The following is an 18,713-nucleotide window of genomic DNA, read 5'->3' as shown; positions in this document are numbered from 1 at the left end:
AAAGATTGAGTTATAAAAAGGTTTAAGCAAATATTTCTGACACTTCTACTGATAATCGCGGGGTTGATTGTCATTTTGTTTGGTTTATTGAACACTCCTGCGGTTCAGCAATACGCCAAAGACCTTATCGTGGAGGAACTTAAAGCTAAACTCGGCACAGAACTCGGTATAAAGAAACTTTCATTTTATCCATTCAATACATTGGCTATCGATAGCCTCTACCTTTACGACCAATCGAACGAAAAAGTGCTGATGGCCGATAAGGTTTCGGCAGGAATAGATTTATTCGCGCTGGCTAAAGGTAAGATTGTCATTACTTCCGCTTGGCTGACCGATATGGAAGTGCATCTGTCGAAAGACAGTACGAATGCCCCGCTGAATATTCAGTATATCATAGATGCCTTTAAATCGAAGGATGACAAGCCTAAAGCAAAACTCGATATCAAACTGAATGCCGTTAATATATCGAATGGGCGTTTCTCCTATAATGTAAAAGACCGCCCGTGGAAAGCATCGGTGTTCGATGCCAATCATGTAGACGTATCCGATCTGAATGCAAAACTGACTGTGAAATCCATTCTTGAAGATTCGCTCAATGTGCAGGTAAAGAAGATCAGCCTGAAAGAGAAGAGCGGACTGGAAATATCCGATCTTGTCTTTAAACTGGTTAGTCAGGGTAAGAAATATTCACTCAGGGGATTTGAACTTGATATGCCTTCTTCTTCGCTTGTATTCGATAAATTCGAACTTGATCTCACCCCTACGGGCGATTCGGCTAAGGTGCAGGATTATGCAGTAGTAGATTGCCGTATCGCTCCGTCATACATTGCCCCGAAAGATATTGCTGCTCTTGTTCCAGCATTGAAGAATTTTAAGGATGTGTTGAACTTGAGGGCGAATATTCATGCGTCATCCGGTAATCTCGACTTGTCGGAATTATCGATCGACTTTGGGGAAAAGCTGCATCTGACAGCTAATGCAGAGATCAGGGATGCCAAAGACAAGGATAAAATGTACCTGTTGGGAAGTGTGGATGAACTCACAGTGAGTATTAACGATATAGAAGATATAGTCAATAACTTTTCTACGAAAAAAGTTAACCTGCCTCACCAGTTGAAGAGACTGGGTACTGTTTCGTTCGAAGGAGATATATCGGGCTATATGAAACAGCTTACTGCATTCGGTAGTCTCGATACCGATCTGGGGATTGTAAAGACAGACGTGCTTTTTGGTCTGAATCCGAGGAGCGGTATCAGTAGTTTTGTGCAGGGAAAGGTTTATACTACAGATTTTGAACTGGGTAACCTTTTGGATAATAAAGACCTGAACAAGATTTCACTGAATCTGGCTGTGGAAATGGAAAAACCCACCCATGGCAAACTTAAAGGCAAAGCTGAAGGGGATATACATAATTTTGATTTTAAAGGTTATACATACAAGGAAATCACGCTCGATGCCAGTTACGACGGCTTAAGGCTGGAAGGACAGCTGGATGTGGACGATGAGAACGGTTTACTTAGCGTAAATGGTTTGTTTGATCTTACGGATAAGGAGAATCCCGATCTGAATTTCAAAGCCAAAGTGAAAAACGTACAACTGGATAATCTCCATATTGCCGAAAACATGAAACATTCGTACATCTCATTTGTAATGGATGCCGATTTCACAGGACGCCATATCGATAATGCAGAGGGATACGTGAGGATAGATTCTATAGACTTTATCCGTGAAGATAAGTTTTTCCAAATGGATAGCCTTGTGTTAAATATAACTGGATTTGAGGACAGCAGGCAGTTAACGCTAAACTCTAATCTGATAAAAGGCCAGATTAACGGTATATATTCTATATTGTCTATGGTCGGCAGTGTAAAGCAAACTTTAGGACATTACTTGCCTGCACTGATTAAGACATCCGAGAATAAGAAGTATGAAGAGCAGATAAATCGGATGAATTTCGACTTTCAGGTGAATAATACAGAATCGTTGAGCACTATTCTTAAGCTGCCTGTGACTATACTCAGCCCGTCGAAAATAATAGGTTCGTACGATAATATGAGTAATAACTTTAACCTTGAAATATTTGCCCCGTCGGTAAAAGCTGCCGGAATGAATATTAAATCGGGTTATGTCTCCATAAAGAATCCGTGCGATACGATAGATGCCAAGATCAATGTACTGGTGATAGGTAAAAAAGATGCCATAAACGACATTGCCATAAATTCCAGAATAAGCAACAACCTGATAAATACTGATATATCGCTGATGAATACAGGTGCGCAACGTGCCCGCGGAAATTTCTCTATTGCTACTCTTCTGACTAAAGACGGAACAGACCCGTTCAGAGTGGATATAGATATGTTGCCTAGCGATTTATTGCTCAATAATGCCGACTGGCGAATGGATAAGTCGCATATAGCTATTCAGGACGGATTGATCGATGTCGATAATTTCAGGGTATATAACGACGATGGAAGTCAGGAGATTAAGATAAACGGAAAATATACCCAAAAGGATTCCAATGATATACTAAAAGCTGAGCTGAAAAATATCAACCTTGAATATATATTCCAGACGCTTGCTATCGATGCACTCCAGTTCGGAGGTGCGGCTACAGGAAGCCTGTTTGTTTCCAGTATAGAAAAGAAGCCGTATCTGAATACACGCCTCAATGTCACCGACTTTAAGTTTAACGGAGCAGAACTCGGAAATCTGAACCTGTTCAGCGAACTGGACGATGAAACAAGTCAGGTAGTTCTCGACGGATTGATTGTCAGCCATGAGAACAAAAGGACAAAGGTCGACGGTACGCTCGATCCTGTGAAGCAGCAGCTATCGATAAACTTCGATGCCGACAGCATCAATATAGGTTTCCTTAATAAATATGCAGAAACTATCTTCGACAATATAACCGGACGGGGTACGGGGAAGGTACATCTGCATGGGAATTTCTCGAAAGTAACGGTAGAAGGCAAGGCTTTTATTGAGGATGGAAGTTTTGGAATTCGTTTCCTGAATACCCGTTATAACTTTACCGATACGGTGTATCTGAAAAATGACCTGATCTACTTCAACGATATAACAATGGCCGATGAGTATAACAATACGGCTCAAGTCAGCGGGAAAGTAGCGCATGACCTGTTCAGTAATTTTATGTATCTCATTGAACTGAATGCCAATAATTTCCTTGTATATAATGCCACACCGTCCGTTAATCCGTTATTTTACGGAAAAGTTTTCGGTAGCGGTAACGGAACTATAGGCGGAGATGAAAGCGGCGTGGATATCAATGTACGTATGCGTACTGAGGCTAATACGCTGGTACGTATGAACTTTATGGAAGATGTTGTAAACGAATATTCTTTCATTACATATAAGGATAAGAGCAATCCCGATACAACCGCTGTATCGAACACTCTTCCTGCATATCTACGGAATGATTCCGGAATGGACATCAATATGCATTTCTATGTAGATGCAACACCCGACGCCACATTGGAGCTTTTAATGGACCCTGCAGGCGGAGATATACTGAAAGGTACGGGAAGCGGTGCTATGCAGTTTGAATGGAACATGAAGTCTTCTCCGAAACTTTTCGGAACATATAATATCAACCGGGGAAGCTATAACTTTACTTTCCAGCGGCTTATGGAACGTCGCTTTAATATAGTGGACGGTAGTAATGTGCAGTTCAGGGGCGACCCGTTCGAAGCTACTCTCGATGTGGAAGCTATCTATAAAGTGAATGCCAGCCTGAACGACTTGGATAAAGACCTAGCCGATAGGGTGGGGCAGACGACTATTCCTGTAAATTGCGTCCTGAACCTTACCGGACCTCTGAAGCATCCGAATGTAGGGCTGGATATATCACTACCTTCTACTGACAGCGAAGTAGAGCGTCAGGTGAAAAGTATACTGAATACACAGGATGAGATAAATAAACAGGTAGCATATTTGTTGATATTGTCTAAATTCAAGGCACCGAGTTATGCTAATCCGGGCTCGCAGACATCCGATTTTGCCGCATTGGCCTCTTCAACCTTGTCAAACCAGTTGACAAAGATTGTAAGCAAGATAGACGACCGCTGGCAGCTGGGAACAAATATACGATACAGTGATACCGAACTGACAAATACCGAGGCTGAACTTTTACTGTCAAGTCAGTTGTTGAACGACAGGCTGCTGATAAATGGTAACTTCGGATACCGAAACGACATCAACCTGAAAAATGAGGCGATGATAACCGATATCGATATCGAATACTTGCTCAACAATGCGGGAACATGGCGTATAAAAGCTTATAACCATTACAACGAAAAATATTATTATCTCGGGCATGCTACCCAGACACAGGGAGTAGGTATTATCTATAAAAAGGACTTCGACGAACTTCGCGACCTCTTTCACCGTACCCGTCCGAGAGTGATAAGCAGAGATAGTATTGCTCCGCTTCTTCCCGATTCTATCCAGAAGGGCAGTACATTGAGTCCTTTCATCAGAATGAAGAAATGATCTTAAACGATAGGATTATACACTTTATCAATGAGCATGAGAAGGACGATATCCATACTCTTGCCCTGCAATCTAAGTTATATCCCGATATTGATATGCAGTTTGCTATCCGCCAGATAAAAGGCAGGCAGATTGTAAAAGAGAAAGTTCCGTCGTGGTATGCCAATGACCGTATTTTATACCCGCAACATCTTTCATTAGAACAATGCTCTTCGGAGCAAACCGCCCGTTTTAAGGCATCCTTATGCAAAGGAAAATCTATGACAGACCTTACAGGTGGCTTCGGCGTTGATTGCTCTTTTCTGTCTGCAAGTTTTGAAGAAACAAGCTATGTAGAGCAGCAGGAAGAACTCGCCAAAATAGCAGTTCATAATTTCAAACAGCTGGGCTTAGAACGAATAAAGGTAATTAACAGCGATGCCGTAGAGTATCTTTCTTCCATGCCTGCTGTAGATATGGTATATATCGATCCTGCGCGAAGGGATAATACAGGGCGTAAAACAGTCCTTATAGAAGATTGTACGCCTAATGTCCTTGCGATAGAAGATTTATTGGAAGAGAAAGCCGCGCAGACAATGATTAAACTTTCGCCGATGCTGGATATTTCATTAGCGGTAAAATCATTGCGGAATGTATCGGATGTATATATCATCAGTGTCGGCAATGAATGTAAGGAACTCCTGTTTATAAAGAAACGACAAAGTAGTGGAACACACTATCATTGTATAAATATTACAGGTAGTAAGACCGATTCATTTACCTTCGATAAAGAGGAAGAGGACAACATTTCTCTATCTTATTCTTCCGATCTCGGTAAATACCTTTACGAACCGAATGCTTCCATATTAAAAGGCGGTGCATATAAAAGTATAGCCAGATCTTTCTCTCTAGATAAGCTGCATCCGAGTAGCCATTTATATACTTCCGATACTTTGCATAGCAATTTTCCCGGACGTGTATTTGCTATACAGACTATCAGTTCTCTCAATAAGAAAGATATTAAACTGCATCTGGCAGATATAAAGCAGGCAAATATTACAACCCGCAATTTTCCTCTATCAGTACAGGAAATCAGAAAGAAAACCGGACTAAAAGACGGAGGCGAAGTATACATATTTGCAACCACCCTTGCCGATGATAGAAAAGTTTTGCTGATTTGCCGGAAAGTATAAGATAAAAGAAAACCCGCTCAGAACTTGTCCGGCGGGCATTCCAAATATCAAATATCTGATTATTTCTTTTTCTTCTCCTCTGTTTCTACCGGAGTAGCAGTAGGAGCCAAAGGAATTATTACGTCCTTATCTTTCTCGGCCTGTCCTTTCAGATAGGAAGGCAGATTCATTCCGGCCATGCCGAACAGGTCGTTAAGCGGCGGTACAGACTTCATCAACCCTGATATGAAGTTGGCTGTAGACGTTTTGCCATCGTCACCGACACCATTTCCTGTATCCCAGACAGTAACCTTATCGATCTTGATATTCTTAACGGCTTCAACCTGCGTTTTCACCAGTTCAGGAAGTTTCTCGATCAACAATAACTGGTAAGCTGCCACAGGGTCGCCTTTCGCAGCATTCACAACATCTCTGTAACCTTCGGCCTGCTTGGTAAGTATTTCATACAAACCGCGTGCTTCGGCATCCATTTTCGCGAATATAGCATCGGCTTCCCCTTTTGCTTCTTCGCGTTTCTGCTCAGCAATAGCTTGCGCTTCGATAATGAGTTTCTGTTTTTCTATTTCGGCAGGAACCACAACATTGGCTATCTGTGTAGAGCGTTCCCTTTCCGAACGCGCCATTTCGGCTTTCTGCTCCGCTACATATGCTTCTTCGAGAGCTTTCGCCTGTTGCACTTTTTCTGCTGCAACAGCCAGACGGGCAGCTTCCGCTTCTTTTTCACGGCGCAATGCGTCCGATCCTGCAATCTCTATTTTAGCCGTATTTTCACCTTTTACGGCTATCGCATTTGCTTCAGCAGTCTTCACACGGGTATCTCTGTCTGCTTCGGCCTTACCAATAGATTCGTCCCTTACGGCACCAGCAATGCTTACTTCCTTATCTTTCTGTGCTACGGCAATAGATACGTCCCTGTCTCTGTGGGTTTCGGCAATCTGAACATCACGCATTCTGTCGGCAATGGCTTTACCTGTTTCCCCGATTTTTTCCTGTTCAGCTACGCTCACTTTCGCTTCATTGATAGCTTTAGCAGCAGCTTCTTTTCCTAATGCATCGATGTAGCCCGATTCATCATTAATGTCGGTTACATTTACGTTTATCAGTTTCAGACCGATTTTGCGTAGCTCTGTATCTACGTTTTTAGAGATATTGTCAAGGAATTTGTCGCGGTCGGAGTTGATTTCCTCGATCATCATGGTAGCGATAACCAGACGTAACTGTCCGAACAGGATATCTTTTGCTAACTCCTGTATTTGTGATGTAGTCAATCCCAAAAGCCTTTCAGCCGCATTGTTCATATTCTCCTTTTCGGTAGAAATGGCAATCGTAAACCGGCAGGGCACATCCACACGGATATTCTGTTTACTCAGTGCGCTGGTGAGGTTAGCCTCAATAGAGATTGGTTTCAGATCGAGATATGCATAGTCCTGGATAACAGGTATGATGAATGCACCGCCGCCATGAATACATTTGGCAGATGCTCCTCCTGTTTTTCCGTAAACTACCAGTATCTTATCCGACGGGCAGCGTTTGTATCTGGATACCATGGCTGCAATGAATGCAAACAGCGCAATGGCACCTACGACAATAATAATTGCAATATCAGGTATACCTTCAATCATAATTTAATTAAGTGTTTAGTTGATTTATAATATAGTTAGTTTTATTTATTGGTTTAATGGGGTAACCAGCAATATACCTCCCTCCAGCGCTTCAACTTTTACGAGCGCTCCGCTTTTTATGGGTTCTGTGCTGTTTGTAATTGCAGGGAGTTCGTGTGTAGAGCCTTTCACACTTATAAATATTTTGCCCTTTCCTTTTTTCTCTGCAGGTATGTTCATATATACGTCGGCAGTCTTACCTATAGTGTCTTCTATTTTAAAGGAATTGTCTTCCGACAGTTTCATCAACGTTCTCATCACCATAAAGAAAAGGAAGACAAAAAGGCATCCTACCAACAGTGCTACAACACCCAGCAGTATTTTACTGTCGAACGAACCATACATGGCCGCTCCTGTCCATCCGAATCCAAGCAGGAAACAAACAAGGTTCCTCAATGAGAATAGCTGAAAAGGAGAATCGCCACCATCCAGATTTCCGTCGAAATCAGCATCGACCCCGGTATCGGAATCTGCCCCTATAAAAGTCATAATAGTCTGGATGATAAATATTACACTGGCGCCAATGGCTACATACCAGTAAAACTGTTGTGCAGCGTCCATACTCGAAAAAAACTCTTTCATAATTGTGCTGATTTAGTATATAATGTTAGGTCTTATTATCTCAATACAAATATAAGATTTTTTTTGACACTGCCAAATGAAACCCGCACCACCTTACAGATTGTTGTTAACTATGGTGTGATAATTAACAATTTATTTTAAAGGATAAACCCTATTTTATATCCGGTGTATACGGATATGGAGAAAATAACTCATGACATCTAATCCGTAACTCGCAACTATTTTGTATTTTTGACGGACTTTTTTGAAAAATATAAACATCATATAAATGAATATTTCTTACAACTGGCTGAAAAGCTATCTCGATTTCGATTTGTCGCCCGAAGAAACATCTGCGGCGCTTACTTCACTCGGACTGGAAACCGGAGGCGTGGAAGAAGTAGAAGCTATCAAAGGAGGTTTGGAAGGCCTCGTGATAGGTGAAGTATTAACTTGTGTTGCTCATCCCGATTCTGATCACTTGCATGTAACTACAGTAAATGTAGGTGAAGGCGAACCTTTGCAGATTGTATGCGGTGCGCCGAATGTGGCTGCCGGACAGAAGGTTGTTGTGGCGCTTGTGGGCACAAAACTGTATTCGGGAGAAGAGTCTTTTGCCATAAAGAAATCGAAGATAAGAGGTGTAGAATCTTTCGGTATGATATGTGCCGAAGATGAAATCGGTATCGGTACCAGCCATGCAGGAATTATCGTATTGCCTGCCGATGCTAAAGTTGGAACGCCTGCAAAAGAATATTACAATATAAAGAGCGATTATATCCTCGAAGTAGATATTACGCCTAACCGTATCGACGGCGCATCTCACTATGGTGTTGCCCGCGATCTGGAAGCTTATTTGCGTCAGAATAAGCTGAAAAGCGGTCTGACGATGCCTTCTGTGGACGAATTTAAAATAGATGAACCTACAGGTGGTATCCCTGTAAAACTGGAGAATGCCGAGGCATGTCCGCGTTATGCAGGATTGACGATAAGGGGTGTAAAAGTTGCTGAAAGCCCTGACTGGCTAAAAGAAAAACTTACGGTTATAGGTCAGCGGCCGATAAACAATGTTGTGGATGTCACCAACTATGCATTACACAGCTTCGGACATCCGCTGCACGCTTTTGATGTAGCGCATATCACAGGCGGTGAAGTCATCGTGAAGACCTTGCCCGAAGGAACCAAGTTCGTAACTCTCGATGAAGTGGAACGTACTCTTAGTGATAAAGACCTGATGATATGCAACGATAAAGAGGGAATGTGTATCGGGGGAGTTTTCGGCGGACTAAAATCAGGAGTTACAGAGAGTACTACTGATGTATTCCTTGAGTGTGCATACTTCAATCCTACATGGATACGTAAGACTGCACGCCGTCACGGACTGAACACGGATGCTTCTTTCCATTTCGAACGCGGTTGCGACCCTAACGATACCATCTACGTACTGAAATATGCAGCTATGCTGATACAGGAAGTAGCAGGCGGAAAGATTACAGGACAGATAGAAGATGTTTATCCGAATTCGATTGCGAAGCCTGTAGTGAAATTGTCGTATGAAAAAGTAAATTCACTCATTGGCAAAACTATAGATAAGGAAACGGTAAAATCTATCCTGAATAATCTGGAAATGGTTATTACAGAAGAAAGCGGGGATATGCTCACAATAGAAGTACCTACTTATCGTGTAGACGTATTGCGCGATGTGGATGTAATAGAAGACATCCTGCGTGTATACGGCTACAACAATATTGAAATGGGCGAAAGTCTAAAATCGAACCTGTCGTACGAAACGGCTACTGATAAAAGCTATGACCTGCAGACGTTGATTTCGGAACAGCTTACAGGAAGCGGATTTTATGAAATAATGAATAATTCGCTGACAAAGGAATCTTATTATGCCGAATCGGAACTTTATCCGATATCATCATGTGTACATCTGTTGAATCCTTTAAGCAATGACCTCAGTGTAATGAGGCAAACCCTGATATATGGCGGATTAGAAAGCATAGCCTATAATCGTAACCGCCAGAATCCGGATATCCGTTTCTATGAATTCGGCAATTGCTATTTTTACGATGCTTCGAAAAAGGTAGAGGGTGAAACACTGAAAGAATATTCAGAAGAATACCATTTAGGGTTGTGGCTTAGCGGAAGCAGCATAGATAACAGTTGGGCGGTCGCAGATGAAAAGTCGTCGGTTTACCAGCTTAAAGCCCATGTGGAGAATATACTGAACCGTTTGGGAATACCGGCCAGCCGATATGATTATGTACAATTCTCGAATGAAATATTCAGCACTGCAATTGATATTCAGGCAAAAGGTAAGGGAAAATCGCTGGGTAAACTTGGTATCGTAAATAAAAAGCTATTGAAAGTACAGGATATAAATACGGACGTTTTCTTTGCCGAACTCAACTGGGATTCTCTGATGAAAGAGATAAGAAAGAATATGATCACATATACCGAGATGTCGAAATTTCCTGCTGTAAGGCGCGATTTGGCACTTTTAGTAGATAAAGGCATATTGTTCGACCAGATCGAGAAAATTGCTTACAAAGCAGAACGTAAGCTTCTGAAGGATGTGACGCTGTTCGATGTATATGAAGGGAAAAATCTTCCGGAGGGCAAAAAATCGTACGCCATTAACTTTGTACTTCAGGATGATGAGAAAACGCTCAACGATAAGCAGATCGATGCAATTATGCAAAAAATACAGAAGTCATTGGAAAGTGAATTAGGAGCGCAATTGAGATAAATATCTTCTATTGTGTAAAATATACATAAGAGTCCTTAAATAAGGGCTCTTTTTTCGTTTATTACTAACGAAAGGCTTATATTTGTATCTATTAACCTTAAATACCTGCTTGATGAAGAAGTTGACCCTATCTTTATTTTCTTGTTTTTTATTAGTAAGTGCCATATCTGCACAGGTATCTGATTGTGGGAATATTGTAAGTATTCCCCTGAATGGTAATACATATGTAACCGATGGCGTCCACAAGCGTAATTTTATCAATGAAGACGGTATATATGCTTGGAATGATCCTTCTTTCACGTTTTCGTCATGGTTTAAAGTATCGAAACCGGGTCAGCTTAACATTTCATTAAGAGCTAAAACGTATGATAAAGGAGCAAAAATAAAAGTTACAGCCCATGGTAAACCTTTCGATATATCTATGAAGAATAAGACATGGGCGATTATCCCTGTAGGACAAATAGATGTAAGCAAAGCGGGATATATCAAAATCGATTTTCAGGGTTTGGAAAAGAAAGGTGATGCTTTTGCCGATATTTCAGATATAATCATCAGCGGGCCTGCTGCGGAAGAACCGTTGTCGTTTCTCAGGGAATTTGAAACATACTGGGGCAGGAGAGGACCTTCAGTGCATATGGGTTATACTCTTCCGGAAAACGAAGATATAGAGTGGTTTTATAATGAAGTTACAGTGCCTAAAGGCAACGACGTTATAGGCTCATATTATATGGCTAATGGCTTTGGTGGCGGATACTTCGGTATGCAGGCAAACAGTCCGACTGAGCGCAGGATATTATTCTCAGTCTGGAGTCCTTACGAAACCGACGACCCGAAATCGATTCCCGAAGAATATCAGGTTAAAACTCTGGCTCGTGGCGAAGGTGTACATATAGGCGAGTTCGGTAATGAAGGTTCCGGCGGACAGAGTTATCTCATATATCCATGGAAAACGGACGTTACTTACAAATTTCTTACCCGCATACATCCCGACGGAAAAGGAAATACTGTTTTTACTGCTTATTTCTATGCTACAGATGAAAACCGTTGGCGGCTGATAGCCAGTTTCCTGCGGCCTAAAACGGATCTATGGTATACCGGAGCACATTCATTTTTGGAAAATTTTATTCCCGAGCAGGGTAATCTTACCCGCAAAGTATACTTCGGCAACCAGTGGCTTGTGACATCACGCGGCAAATGGATGCCTGTTACTAAAGGTCGTTTTACATATGATGCTACTGCGACTGCAGGGGTGAGGAAAGACTATAAAGGTGGAGTGGAAGATAATCGCTTCTTCCTGCAGAATTGCGGATTTTTTGACGATAATACAGATTTATTTACCATATTCGACCGGACTGCAAACAGTGCGGCAAAACCGAAAATTAACCTGAAAAAGTTACCTTTAAAGTAAAGGTGGTTGTACTGGATCACTATAAGAGCGATAAGTTATATGTATTACCTATCGCTCTTATTATGTAATTTTGTTTTATACTTCCTCTTCTTCCGTATCGAGGCAAAACGGATGCCCTGCCGGATCTATCATCGTTGTTGATGTCCTGAAATATTGTGTATCTGCCTGCTTTGCACCCAGCTTGACAGCATATTGTACTGCTTCTTCGAGATTATCTACATAGAAATCGAGATGCAGCATCTGCCCCTGTTTTCCCTTTTCCCACGGCCATACAGGCGGTTGATAATCCTCCACTTCCTGAAAAGCATATACCGTACCGTCAGGAGAAGTTATGGCAGCCCAACCGTTTGCATGCGGGTGAGTCCATTCCCAATCCAGTAATTTGCTGTAGAAGTCTGCCATTACTCCGGCGTCTTGGCAGTCGATGACGACGTTTATTTTATTTACTTTGAGTTTAGTTTTCATATCTTTAGTTATTTCTTCGCTACTATAAACATTTCATTATCGGATGTAAAGTTATTACCGTTAAGTACATTATGATGAATTGAAATGCTCCTGAATCCCGTTTGTTTCAATATGTCTATTATCTCATTTTCAGAATAGTATCTGTCCCAAACAATGAAATGTTTATTTTGGCCAGTACATAATAAATTATATTGATAGGCAAAAGCCTTAGCTTCCGGATAGTGAAAAGTCTGGCTTAACAGTAAGTATTCATTTTCATTCCAGAAACCACCTGTAGGTGCATATTCCCAGTTTTGGCCTTCCTGTTTATCATTCATCAGCCTTTCAGTGAATACATCGAAAATAAGCACGCCGCCGTTGTTCAGAGAATTATAAATATTTTTTAATAGTAAATCCCTGTCGTTATCCGAATGAGTACCCATATCGCAATAGATCATACATACGGCATCATAGCTGCCCTGCGGAAAATCCTTTATATAATCACCGCATATATAGTCTATATCCTTTCTTTGTTTTTTAGCATATTCTATAGATGCCTTATTAAAATCGATGCCTGTAACAGTATAACCTTCATCCCCGAAAAGAGAGGTGTATAATCCCGGCCCGCAACCCAGATCGAGCAAGCTTCCCGACGGTTTTATTTGTCCGAGTATAAAATCCCTGATTTTAAGAATGGACTCCTGTTTTCTGCTGGCTCCGTCCGATGAAGGATTAAGATGTTCTTTCAGCATTTGTTGCTGGATGTATGGATCAGTCCAAATATTGCAACTGGATTTTTCGAATAGTTCGGGCTTCTTGTCTATGATTCTCATTTTATTATTGCTCTCCGTTTAATTTACGTATAACCCTGCATGGGCTTCCTACTGCCAGACTGTTGGCAGGTATATCTTTGGTGACTACACTGCCTGCACCTATTACCGAGCCATGGCCTATAGTCACACCGGGCAATATAATAACACCGCCGCCAATCCAGCAACCATCCTCTATCGTAACAGGAAGTGCAAATGTACGGCAAAAATATTCATTGCTTTCGGGTGTCCAATCCGGTGTAAGCCGTTCAGTCAGTTCTGTCGGATGAGCCGCTGTATATATTTGCACGTTCGAGGCTATGAGTACATTGTTGCCGATAGTGATTTTATTGCAGTCGACAAATGTACAGTTCATATTCACCGAAACATTATTTCCCATATAGATATTGCGTCCGTAATCGCAGATGAACGGATTGCCTACCGATACATTCGTGCCTATGCTGCCAAATAAATCTTTCAGGATAACTCGCCTTGTCGTTTTATCGTCGTATGGCGTAGCGTTATATTGCGTTACCAGTCTGCGTGCTTTAGCTTTGAATTCGATAAAGATATCGTCGTGGCAGTCGTACCATTCTCCGTCTATGCATTTTTGTAGTTCGTTTTTCATATCGATTGGGATTAAATGATTGATATACAAATATAGCTATTTGTGAAGGCAAAATTTATATTTTTATTATGCTACTGACATACTGTTGTCACTACAGGGTTATATTTTTGCCGCAGATAACGGAATCAACAAACTTTAAATTATTAATTATGGAAATGAAATTATTTTATACCGGAGAAGTAAACGCTATGGCAGCCAATGACGTCCGGTTAGCGGAAGAATTTATACAGGGATGTGAATATACTGTAATAGCGACAAACAACAAACAAACGGGAGCACGACTGTCAACTGTAAGCAACTTGCCCGCACAAACAATGAATGCACTTTATTTTGCAACGGACACGGAATCACAAAAAGTAAAGAACATCGAAGAAAACCCGTCATGCGAAATCCTCTACACCGATGGTAATGGACAAGTAATATTGACAGGAAAAGTTAAGGTATTGATCGATCTGGAAACGAAAAGAGCCAAGTGGCAAGACTGGATGATTCACCATTGCCCCGAAGGTGTAGAAAGCGAGGGCTTATGTATCCTAAAATTTGAAACTTCGGCGGTAAAAGCTATGCTTATGTGAAAATGCAGAGTTCTTATAATAACATATGCTTAATTCGCTAACTTTACATACTATTAATAGATTTTCATTTTGAACAGACTTGAACGAATATCTGCCATACTTGTCAGGCTGCAATCACGCTCTGTGGTTACAGCCCGGCAGATTGCAGACCAGTTTGGGATAAGTCTGCGCACCGTCTATCGTGACATAAAGGTGTTGGAAGAATCCGGTATACCCATTACCGGAGAGGCAGGTATCGGCTATTCGCTAGTGGAGGGCTTTAAACTGCCGCCACTGATGTTCTCTGTCGAAGAAGCTATTGCTTTCCTGATGGCAGAGAAACTGATAAGCCGGCAGACAGATGGCGATACGCACCGCCTCTACCGTAGCGGGATGGATAAGATACGTGCGGTATTAAAAAATACAGAAAGAAACATTCTGGAAGATTTCGACGAATATATCCATGTGCTTGAAGACCATACATTGCCCCATTCAGAGGCTTCAAATATACTTCAGCCGTTACTCAACTGTATCATAGAAAAGCGCTGCTCAAAGATTGAATATTTTGCCAACTACAACAGGGAAATAACTTCGCGGGATATAGAACCGTTGGGTATATACTACATGGTAAACAACTGGTATGTATTTGCCTGGTGCAGGCTAAGAAAGGATTACCGGACGTTTAATCTCAGCCTTATCCGAAAAATTACACCGTCAGAGAATAAGTTTACCAAAGAACATCCCGATGTGCAGACACTACTGGAAACGATTTATGCGCGGGAAGAAACCTTTAATGTAAAAGTGAGAGTAAATAAGTCGGCTTTGCGTAGTATGGGACGTACAAAATATATATTCGGCTTGCTGAATGAAGAGGACGACGGAACCGATTATGTAATACAGCATTACATCACTTATTCTTTAGACCAATTTGCCCGCTGGTATATCACATTTGCCGATCAGGCCAGTATTATCGAACCTCTCGAATTTAAAGATTCAGTGCGTAAGATACTGGAAAATATAAAATTATAATTTAGCTGGAATAGTTAAACCTCCTTTTTTTCTTACTCATGCAAAACCAAGTGAAGTCTTCTCTGTCGAAAACTTACTTCAAAAAATCAAAAACATGCTGACATACTGTTGTCATCAGCCTGTTTTATCTTTGTACAGAACCACAAGAATAAACAGAAATGAAAAATAAACAGGCAGATTATATAATCATAAAATCGGCTAAACTCAACAACCTAAAGAATATTTCCGTACAGATACCGAAGAATGAAATCGTTGTTTTTACAGGAGTATCAGGATCGGGAAAATCATCTATCGTATTCGATACTGTAGCTATAGAATCGCAACGGCAACTGAACGATACGTTTTCTTCCTTTATACGCAACCGCTTGCCAAAATATGAAAAACCGGATGTGGGTAGTATCGAAAACCTTTCACCGGCAATTGTTATAGACCAGAAACAAATGGGCGGTAATATCCGCTCCACAGTAGGAACAATTACGGACATACAGCCACTGTTAAGGCTGCTCTTCTCACGTGCGGGAGTACCTAGTGCAGGTACATCTAACCGTTATTCGTTCAATGACCCTACAGGGATGTGCCCGCATTGTCAGGGGCTTGGCAAGGCAATAGCTCTGGATATGAGTAAGATATTCGATATGGAAAAATCGCTTAATACAGGGGCTATACTTTTCCCGCCGTTCCGTTTCGGCACATGGCACTGGCAGAAATATGCCAACTCCGGTTTGTTTGATAACCGCAAGCCATTGAAAGACTATACAAAGGAAGAAATGGATATGTTCCTCTATGCTAAAGGAGTGGAGGGTAAAAAAGTAGAAGTTTCATTCGGAAAGGATATTCCCACATTTCAGCGTCTGGGCTATGAAGGTATTATAGACAGGTTCAACCGTATCTATCTCAACCGCGATTCGAATGCTTCATCCGAAAGAACAAATAATATGATAAGCAGTTTCGTAACTGAACAGATATGTCATGTATGTGCAGGAAAACGTTTGAGTCAGGCGGCACTAAACAGCAGGATAAACGGGTATAATATTGCCGACTATTCCGAAATGGAGATATCTGACCTGATTCCTGTATTATCAAAAATAGATGATAAACTAGGAACGCCTGTTGCCCGTATACTTATAGAGAATCTTGAACGGATAAAAGGCGTCGGCTTAGGCTATCTCCACCTTGGACGCGAAACATCTACCTTATCGGGTGGAGAATCGCAACGTCTCAAAATGGTAAAGCATCTCGGCAGCAGTTTAACGGGTATGACTTACATCTTTGATGAGCCCAGCGTAGGGTTGCATCCGCGCGATATAGGCCTGCTTAAGAATCTTTTTATTGCATTGCGCGACAAGGGAAACAGCGTACTGATTGTAGAGCACGATAAGGATATTATACATCATGCCGATACGGTAATCGATATGGGACCGTTAGCCGGAGAACACGGTGGCGAAGTCGTCTATCAGGGGAATGTCGCCGGACTGTATCGGTCTGATACACTGACGGGTAAAATGCTCAATAATTTTATTTCTGTCAAAGAGTCGGTCAATATGCCGAAAGGGTGGATTGAAATAAAGAATGCTAATCTGCATAACCTGAAAAATGTATCGGTAAATATTCCCAAAGAAGTGCTGACCTGCATTACAGGCGTTGCCGGCTCGGGTAAGAGTACGTTGATATCACAGGTCTTTACGGAACAGCATCCCGAGGCTGTAGTTGTCGACCAGAAAGCAATCAGAGGCAATACACGCTCCAATTCTGCTACCTATCTCGGTATTATGGACGATATACGTAAGATGTTTGCCGAAGCAAATAAAGTAAAAGCAGGTATGTTCAGTTTCAACTCTGAAGGTGCATGTCCCTCGTGCGGGGGCAGGGGAGTGATTACTGCCGATATGGCTTTTATGGATACCGTTACAACAATTTGTGAGACATGCGAGGGTAAAAGATATAATCCGGATGTATTGAAATATAAACTAAAAGGTAAATCTATTACAGAGGTGCTGGCTTTAACAATCAAACAAGCATTGGAATTCTTTGCCGATGAAAAGTTCTTACCAAAACTACAATCCCTAAATGATGTAGGATTAGGATATCTTACGTTGGGGCAATCACTGGATACGCTGTCCGGCGGCGAACTGCAACGCGTAAAGCTGGCTAACGAACTGAAAAAAACGGGAAGTATATATATAATGGATGAACCTACTACAGGTCTTCACATGGCAGATATCTCAATTTTAATGGGCTTGCTGAAACGTTTGGTGAATAACGGTAATACTGTAATAATCATCGAACATAATCTGGATGTTATAAAGCAGGCCGATTGGATTATAGATATGGGACCCGACGGGGGTAAAAACGGTGGAGAAGTAATATTTGAAGGTACTCCGCAACAATTGTTAGGGGCGCAGAATTCCTTGACAGCGGAATATCTGAGAAAGGATATGAAGGCTTATCCTGTAGCGGTTTAAAATTTAAGGTTGTAGCTTTTGAATATCTCTTCTACTCTTTTTATTTCGGCTTCGGACGTAGTATAAATATCTTTCAGTTTGTAGTCGGCTCCGATTTGTTCCCATTTATGTAATCCCATTTGGTGAAAAGGGAGTATCTCTACACGTTCTACATTATTGAATCGGGATACATATTTAGCCCACTCGTGCAAATCGGTTTCATCGTCCGTAAAGCCGGGTATAAGCACATATCTGAGCCATACTGGCTTATTTATTTTCGAGAGGTACTCCATGAATCGTAAAGTCGGCTCCAGCGGTTTTGAAGTCAGTTCTTTATACTTTGTAGGATTGATATGCTTTATATCCAGAAGGACAAGGTCGGTATTATTCAATACCTCATTTACTTTATCATTCAGTAAGAAGCCGGATGTATCTATTGCAGTGTGTATTCCGTCTTTTTTGCATAGCTGAAAGAGTTCATTTATAAATTCAGGTTGCAGTAAAGGTTCTCCTCCCGAAACTGTTACACCGCCGTTGCGGATAAACGTTTTGACTTTCGATATCTCAGTAAAGGCTTCTTCGGCAGTCAGTTCGTATTTCTTATCGTTCATTCCCCATGTGTCGGGATTGTGACAGAAAAGACAGCGTAAAGGGCATCCCTGCATAAATAATACGAAACGTATGCCGGGTCCGTCTTTGGTACCGAATGATTCGAATGAGTGGATGTAACCTTTCATATATT

General features: G+C 41.5%; 13 protein-coding genes. 7 read left to right on the top strand and 6 right to left on the bottom strand.

Going from position 1 to position 18,713, the window contains the following annotated elements; genetic code table 11:
• Positions 1-63: 63 nt before the first annotated feature.
• Both K348_RS0100850 and K348_RS0100845 read left to right on the top strand, forming a co-directional pair.
• Positions 64-4,509, top strand: coding sequence for a translocation/assembly module TamB domain-containing protein (locus tag K348_RS0100850; RefSeq protein WP_231496722.1), 4,446 nt, complete (start codon positions 64-66; stop codon positions 4,507-4,509).
• The gene (locus K348_RS0100845) at positions 4,506-5,681 is read left to right on the top strand and encodes a class I SAM-dependent methyltransferase (RefSeq protein WP_029901992.1); all 1,176 of its coding nucleotides are present in this window, start codon (positions 4,506-4,508) and stop codon (positions 5,679-5,681) included. Before K348_RS0100850 ends, K348_RS0100845 begins: the two co-directional genes overlap by 4 nt.
• A 59-nt stretch (positions 5,682-5,740) precedes the next feature.
• On the opposite strand, the gene K348_RS0100840 is transcribed toward K348_RS0100845, so the two are convergent.
• Both K348_RS0100840 and K348_RS0100835 read right to left on the bottom strand, forming a co-directional pair.
• Positions 5,741-7,228 (bottom strand): flotillin family protein, encoded by a 1,488-nt coding sequence (locus tag K348_RS0100840; RefSeq protein WP_156032749.1) that lies wholly within the window; start codon positions 7,226-7,228, stop codon positions 5,741-5,743.
• Between the two features lie 120 nt (positions 7,229-7,348).
• Positions 7,349-7,924 (bottom strand): NfeD family protein, encoded by a 576-nt coding sequence (locus K348_RS0100835; RefSeq protein ID WP_029901988.1) that lies wholly within the window; start codon positions 7,922-7,924, stop codon positions 7,349-7,351.
• A 268-nt stretch (positions 7,925-8,192) separates the two neighbouring features.
• Here K348_RS0100835 and pheT point away from each other — a divergent pair, with 268 nt between their 5' ends.
• Together pheT and K348_RS0100825 are read left to right on the top strand one after the other, a co-directional pair.
• A complete protein-coding gene (gene pheT / locus K348_RS0100830; protein ID WP_029901986.1) occupies positions 8,193-10,658 on the top strand; it encodes a phenylalanine--tRNA ligase subunit beta in 2,466 nt (821 codons plus the stop codon).
• 112 nt (positions 10,659-10,770) lie between these two features.
• Positions 10,771-12,066 (top strand): DUF3472 domain-containing protein, encoded by a 1,296-nt coding sequence (locus K348_RS0100825; RefSeq protein WP_029901984.1) that lies wholly within the window; start codon positions 10,771-10,773, stop codon positions 12,064-12,066.
• 75 nt (positions 12,067-12,141) lie between these two features.
• Here the strand turns inward: K348_RS0100825 and K348_RS0100820 are convergent, their stop codons facing one another.
• The 3 genes from K348_RS0100820 to K348_RS0100810 are packed head-to-tail and all read right to left on the bottom strand — an operon-like array spanning position 12,142 to position 13,947.
• The gene (locus K348_RS0100820; RefSeq protein ID WP_029901982.1) at positions 12,142-12,531 is read right to left on the bottom strand and encodes a VOC family protein; all 390 of its coding nucleotides are present in this window, start codon (positions 12,529-12,531) and stop codon (positions 12,142-12,144) included.
• Positions 12,532-12,539: 8 nt separating this feature from the next.
• Entirely contained in the window at positions 12,540-13,343 is an 804-nt protein-coding gene (locus K348_RS0100815) for a bifunctional 2-polyprenyl-6-hydroxyphenol methylase/3-demethylubiquinol 3-O-methyltransferase UbiG (protein WP_029901979.1), read from the bottom strand.
• Positions 13,344-13,347: 4 nt separating this feature from the next.
• A complete protein-coding gene (locus K348_RS0100810; protein ID WP_029901978.1) occupies positions 13,348-13,947 on the bottom strand; it encodes a sugar O-acetyltransferase in 600 nt (199 codons plus the stop codon).
• A gap of 149 nt (positions 13,948-14,096) precedes the next feature.
• Here K348_RS0100810 and K348_RS0100805 point away from each other — a divergent pair, with 149 nt between their 5' ends.
• The 3 genes from K348_RS0100805 (at position 14,097) to K348_RS0100795 (ending at position 17,992) form a co-directional block, all read left to right on the top strand.
• Complete coding sequence (locus K348_RS0100805) at positions 14,097-14,522, top strand: pyridoxamine 5'-phosphate oxidase family protein (RefSeq protein WP_029901976.1); 426 nt, start codon at positions 14,097-14,099, stop codon at positions 14,520-14,522.
• Between the two features lie 69 nt (positions 14,523-14,591).
• Positions 14,592-15,530 (top strand): YafY family protein, encoded by a 939-nt coding sequence (locus K348_RS0100800; protein ID WP_029901974.1) that lies wholly within the window; start codon positions 14,592-14,594, stop codon positions 15,528-15,530.
• A 158-nt stretch (positions 15,531-15,688) separates the two neighbouring features.
• Positions 15,689-17,992 (top strand): excinuclease ABC subunit UvrA, encoded by a 2,304-nt coding sequence (locus K348_RS0100795; RefSeq protein WP_029901973.1) that lies wholly within the window; start codon positions 15,689-15,691, stop codon positions 17,990-17,992.
• Here K348_RS0100795 and pflA read toward each other — a convergent pair.
• Positions 17,989-18,708, bottom strand: a complete 720-nt coding sequence (pflA, locus tag K348_RS0100790) for a pyruvate formate-lyase-activating protein (protein WP_029901972.1) — start codon at positions 18,706-18,708, stop codon at positions 17,989-17,991. The two genes, K348_RS0100795 and pflA, sit on opposite strands and share 4 nt — an antisense overlap.
• Positions 18,709-18,713: the final 5 nt, after the last annotated feature.

The organism is Prevotella sp. 10(H), from assembly GCF_000711235.1.
In the GTDB taxonomy this organism is placed as follows: Bacteria; Bacteroidota; Bacteroidia; order Bacteroidales; family Dysgonomonadaceae; genus Dysgonomonas.
The sequence above is the reverse complement of the archived record's forward strand: the minus strand, read 5'-3'. Positions and strand labels throughout refer to the sequence as shown.

Coding starts and splice junctions, on each gene's coding strand:
- K348_RS0100845 (WP_029901992.1), top strand. CDS start 4,506: ATGATCTTAAACGATAGGATTATACACTTTATCAATGAGCATGAGAAG.
- K348_RS0100840 (WP_156032749.1), bottom strand. CDS start 7,228: ATGGTATCCAGATACAAACGCTGCCCGTCGGATAAGATACTGGTAGTT.
- K348_RS0100835 (WP_029901988.1), bottom strand. CDS start 7,924: ATGAAAGAGTTTTTTTCGAGTATGGACGCTGCACAACAGTTTTACTGG.
- pheT (WP_029901986.1), top strand. CDS start 8,193: ATGAATATTTCTTACAACTGGCTGAAAAGCTATCTCGATTTCGATTTG.
- K348_RS0100825 (WP_029901984.1), top strand. CDS start 10,771: ATGAAGAAGTTGACCCTATCTTTATTTTCTTGTTTTTTATTAGTAAGT.
- K348_RS0100820 (WP_029901982.1), bottom strand. CDS start 12,531: ATGAAAACTAAACTCAAAGTAAATAAAATAAACGTCGTCATCGACTGC.
- K348_RS0100815 (WP_029901979.1), bottom strand. CDS start 13,343: ATGAGAATCATAGACAAGAAGCCCGAACTATTCGAAAAATCCAGTTGC.
- K348_RS0100810 (WP_029901978.1), bottom strand. CDS start 13,947: ATGAAAAACGAACTACAAAAATGCATAGACGGAGAATGGTACGACTGC.
- K348_RS0100805 (WP_029901976.1), top strand. CDS start 14,097: ATGGAAATGAAATTATTTTATACCGGAGAAGTAAACGCTATGGCAGCC.
- K348_RS0100795 (WP_029901973.1), top strand. CDS start 15,689: ATGAAAAATAAACAGGCAGATTATATAATCATAAAATCGGCTAAACTC.
- pflA (WP_029901972.1), bottom strand. CDS start 18,708: ATGAAAGGTTACATCCACTCATTCGAATCATTCGGTACCAAAGACGGA.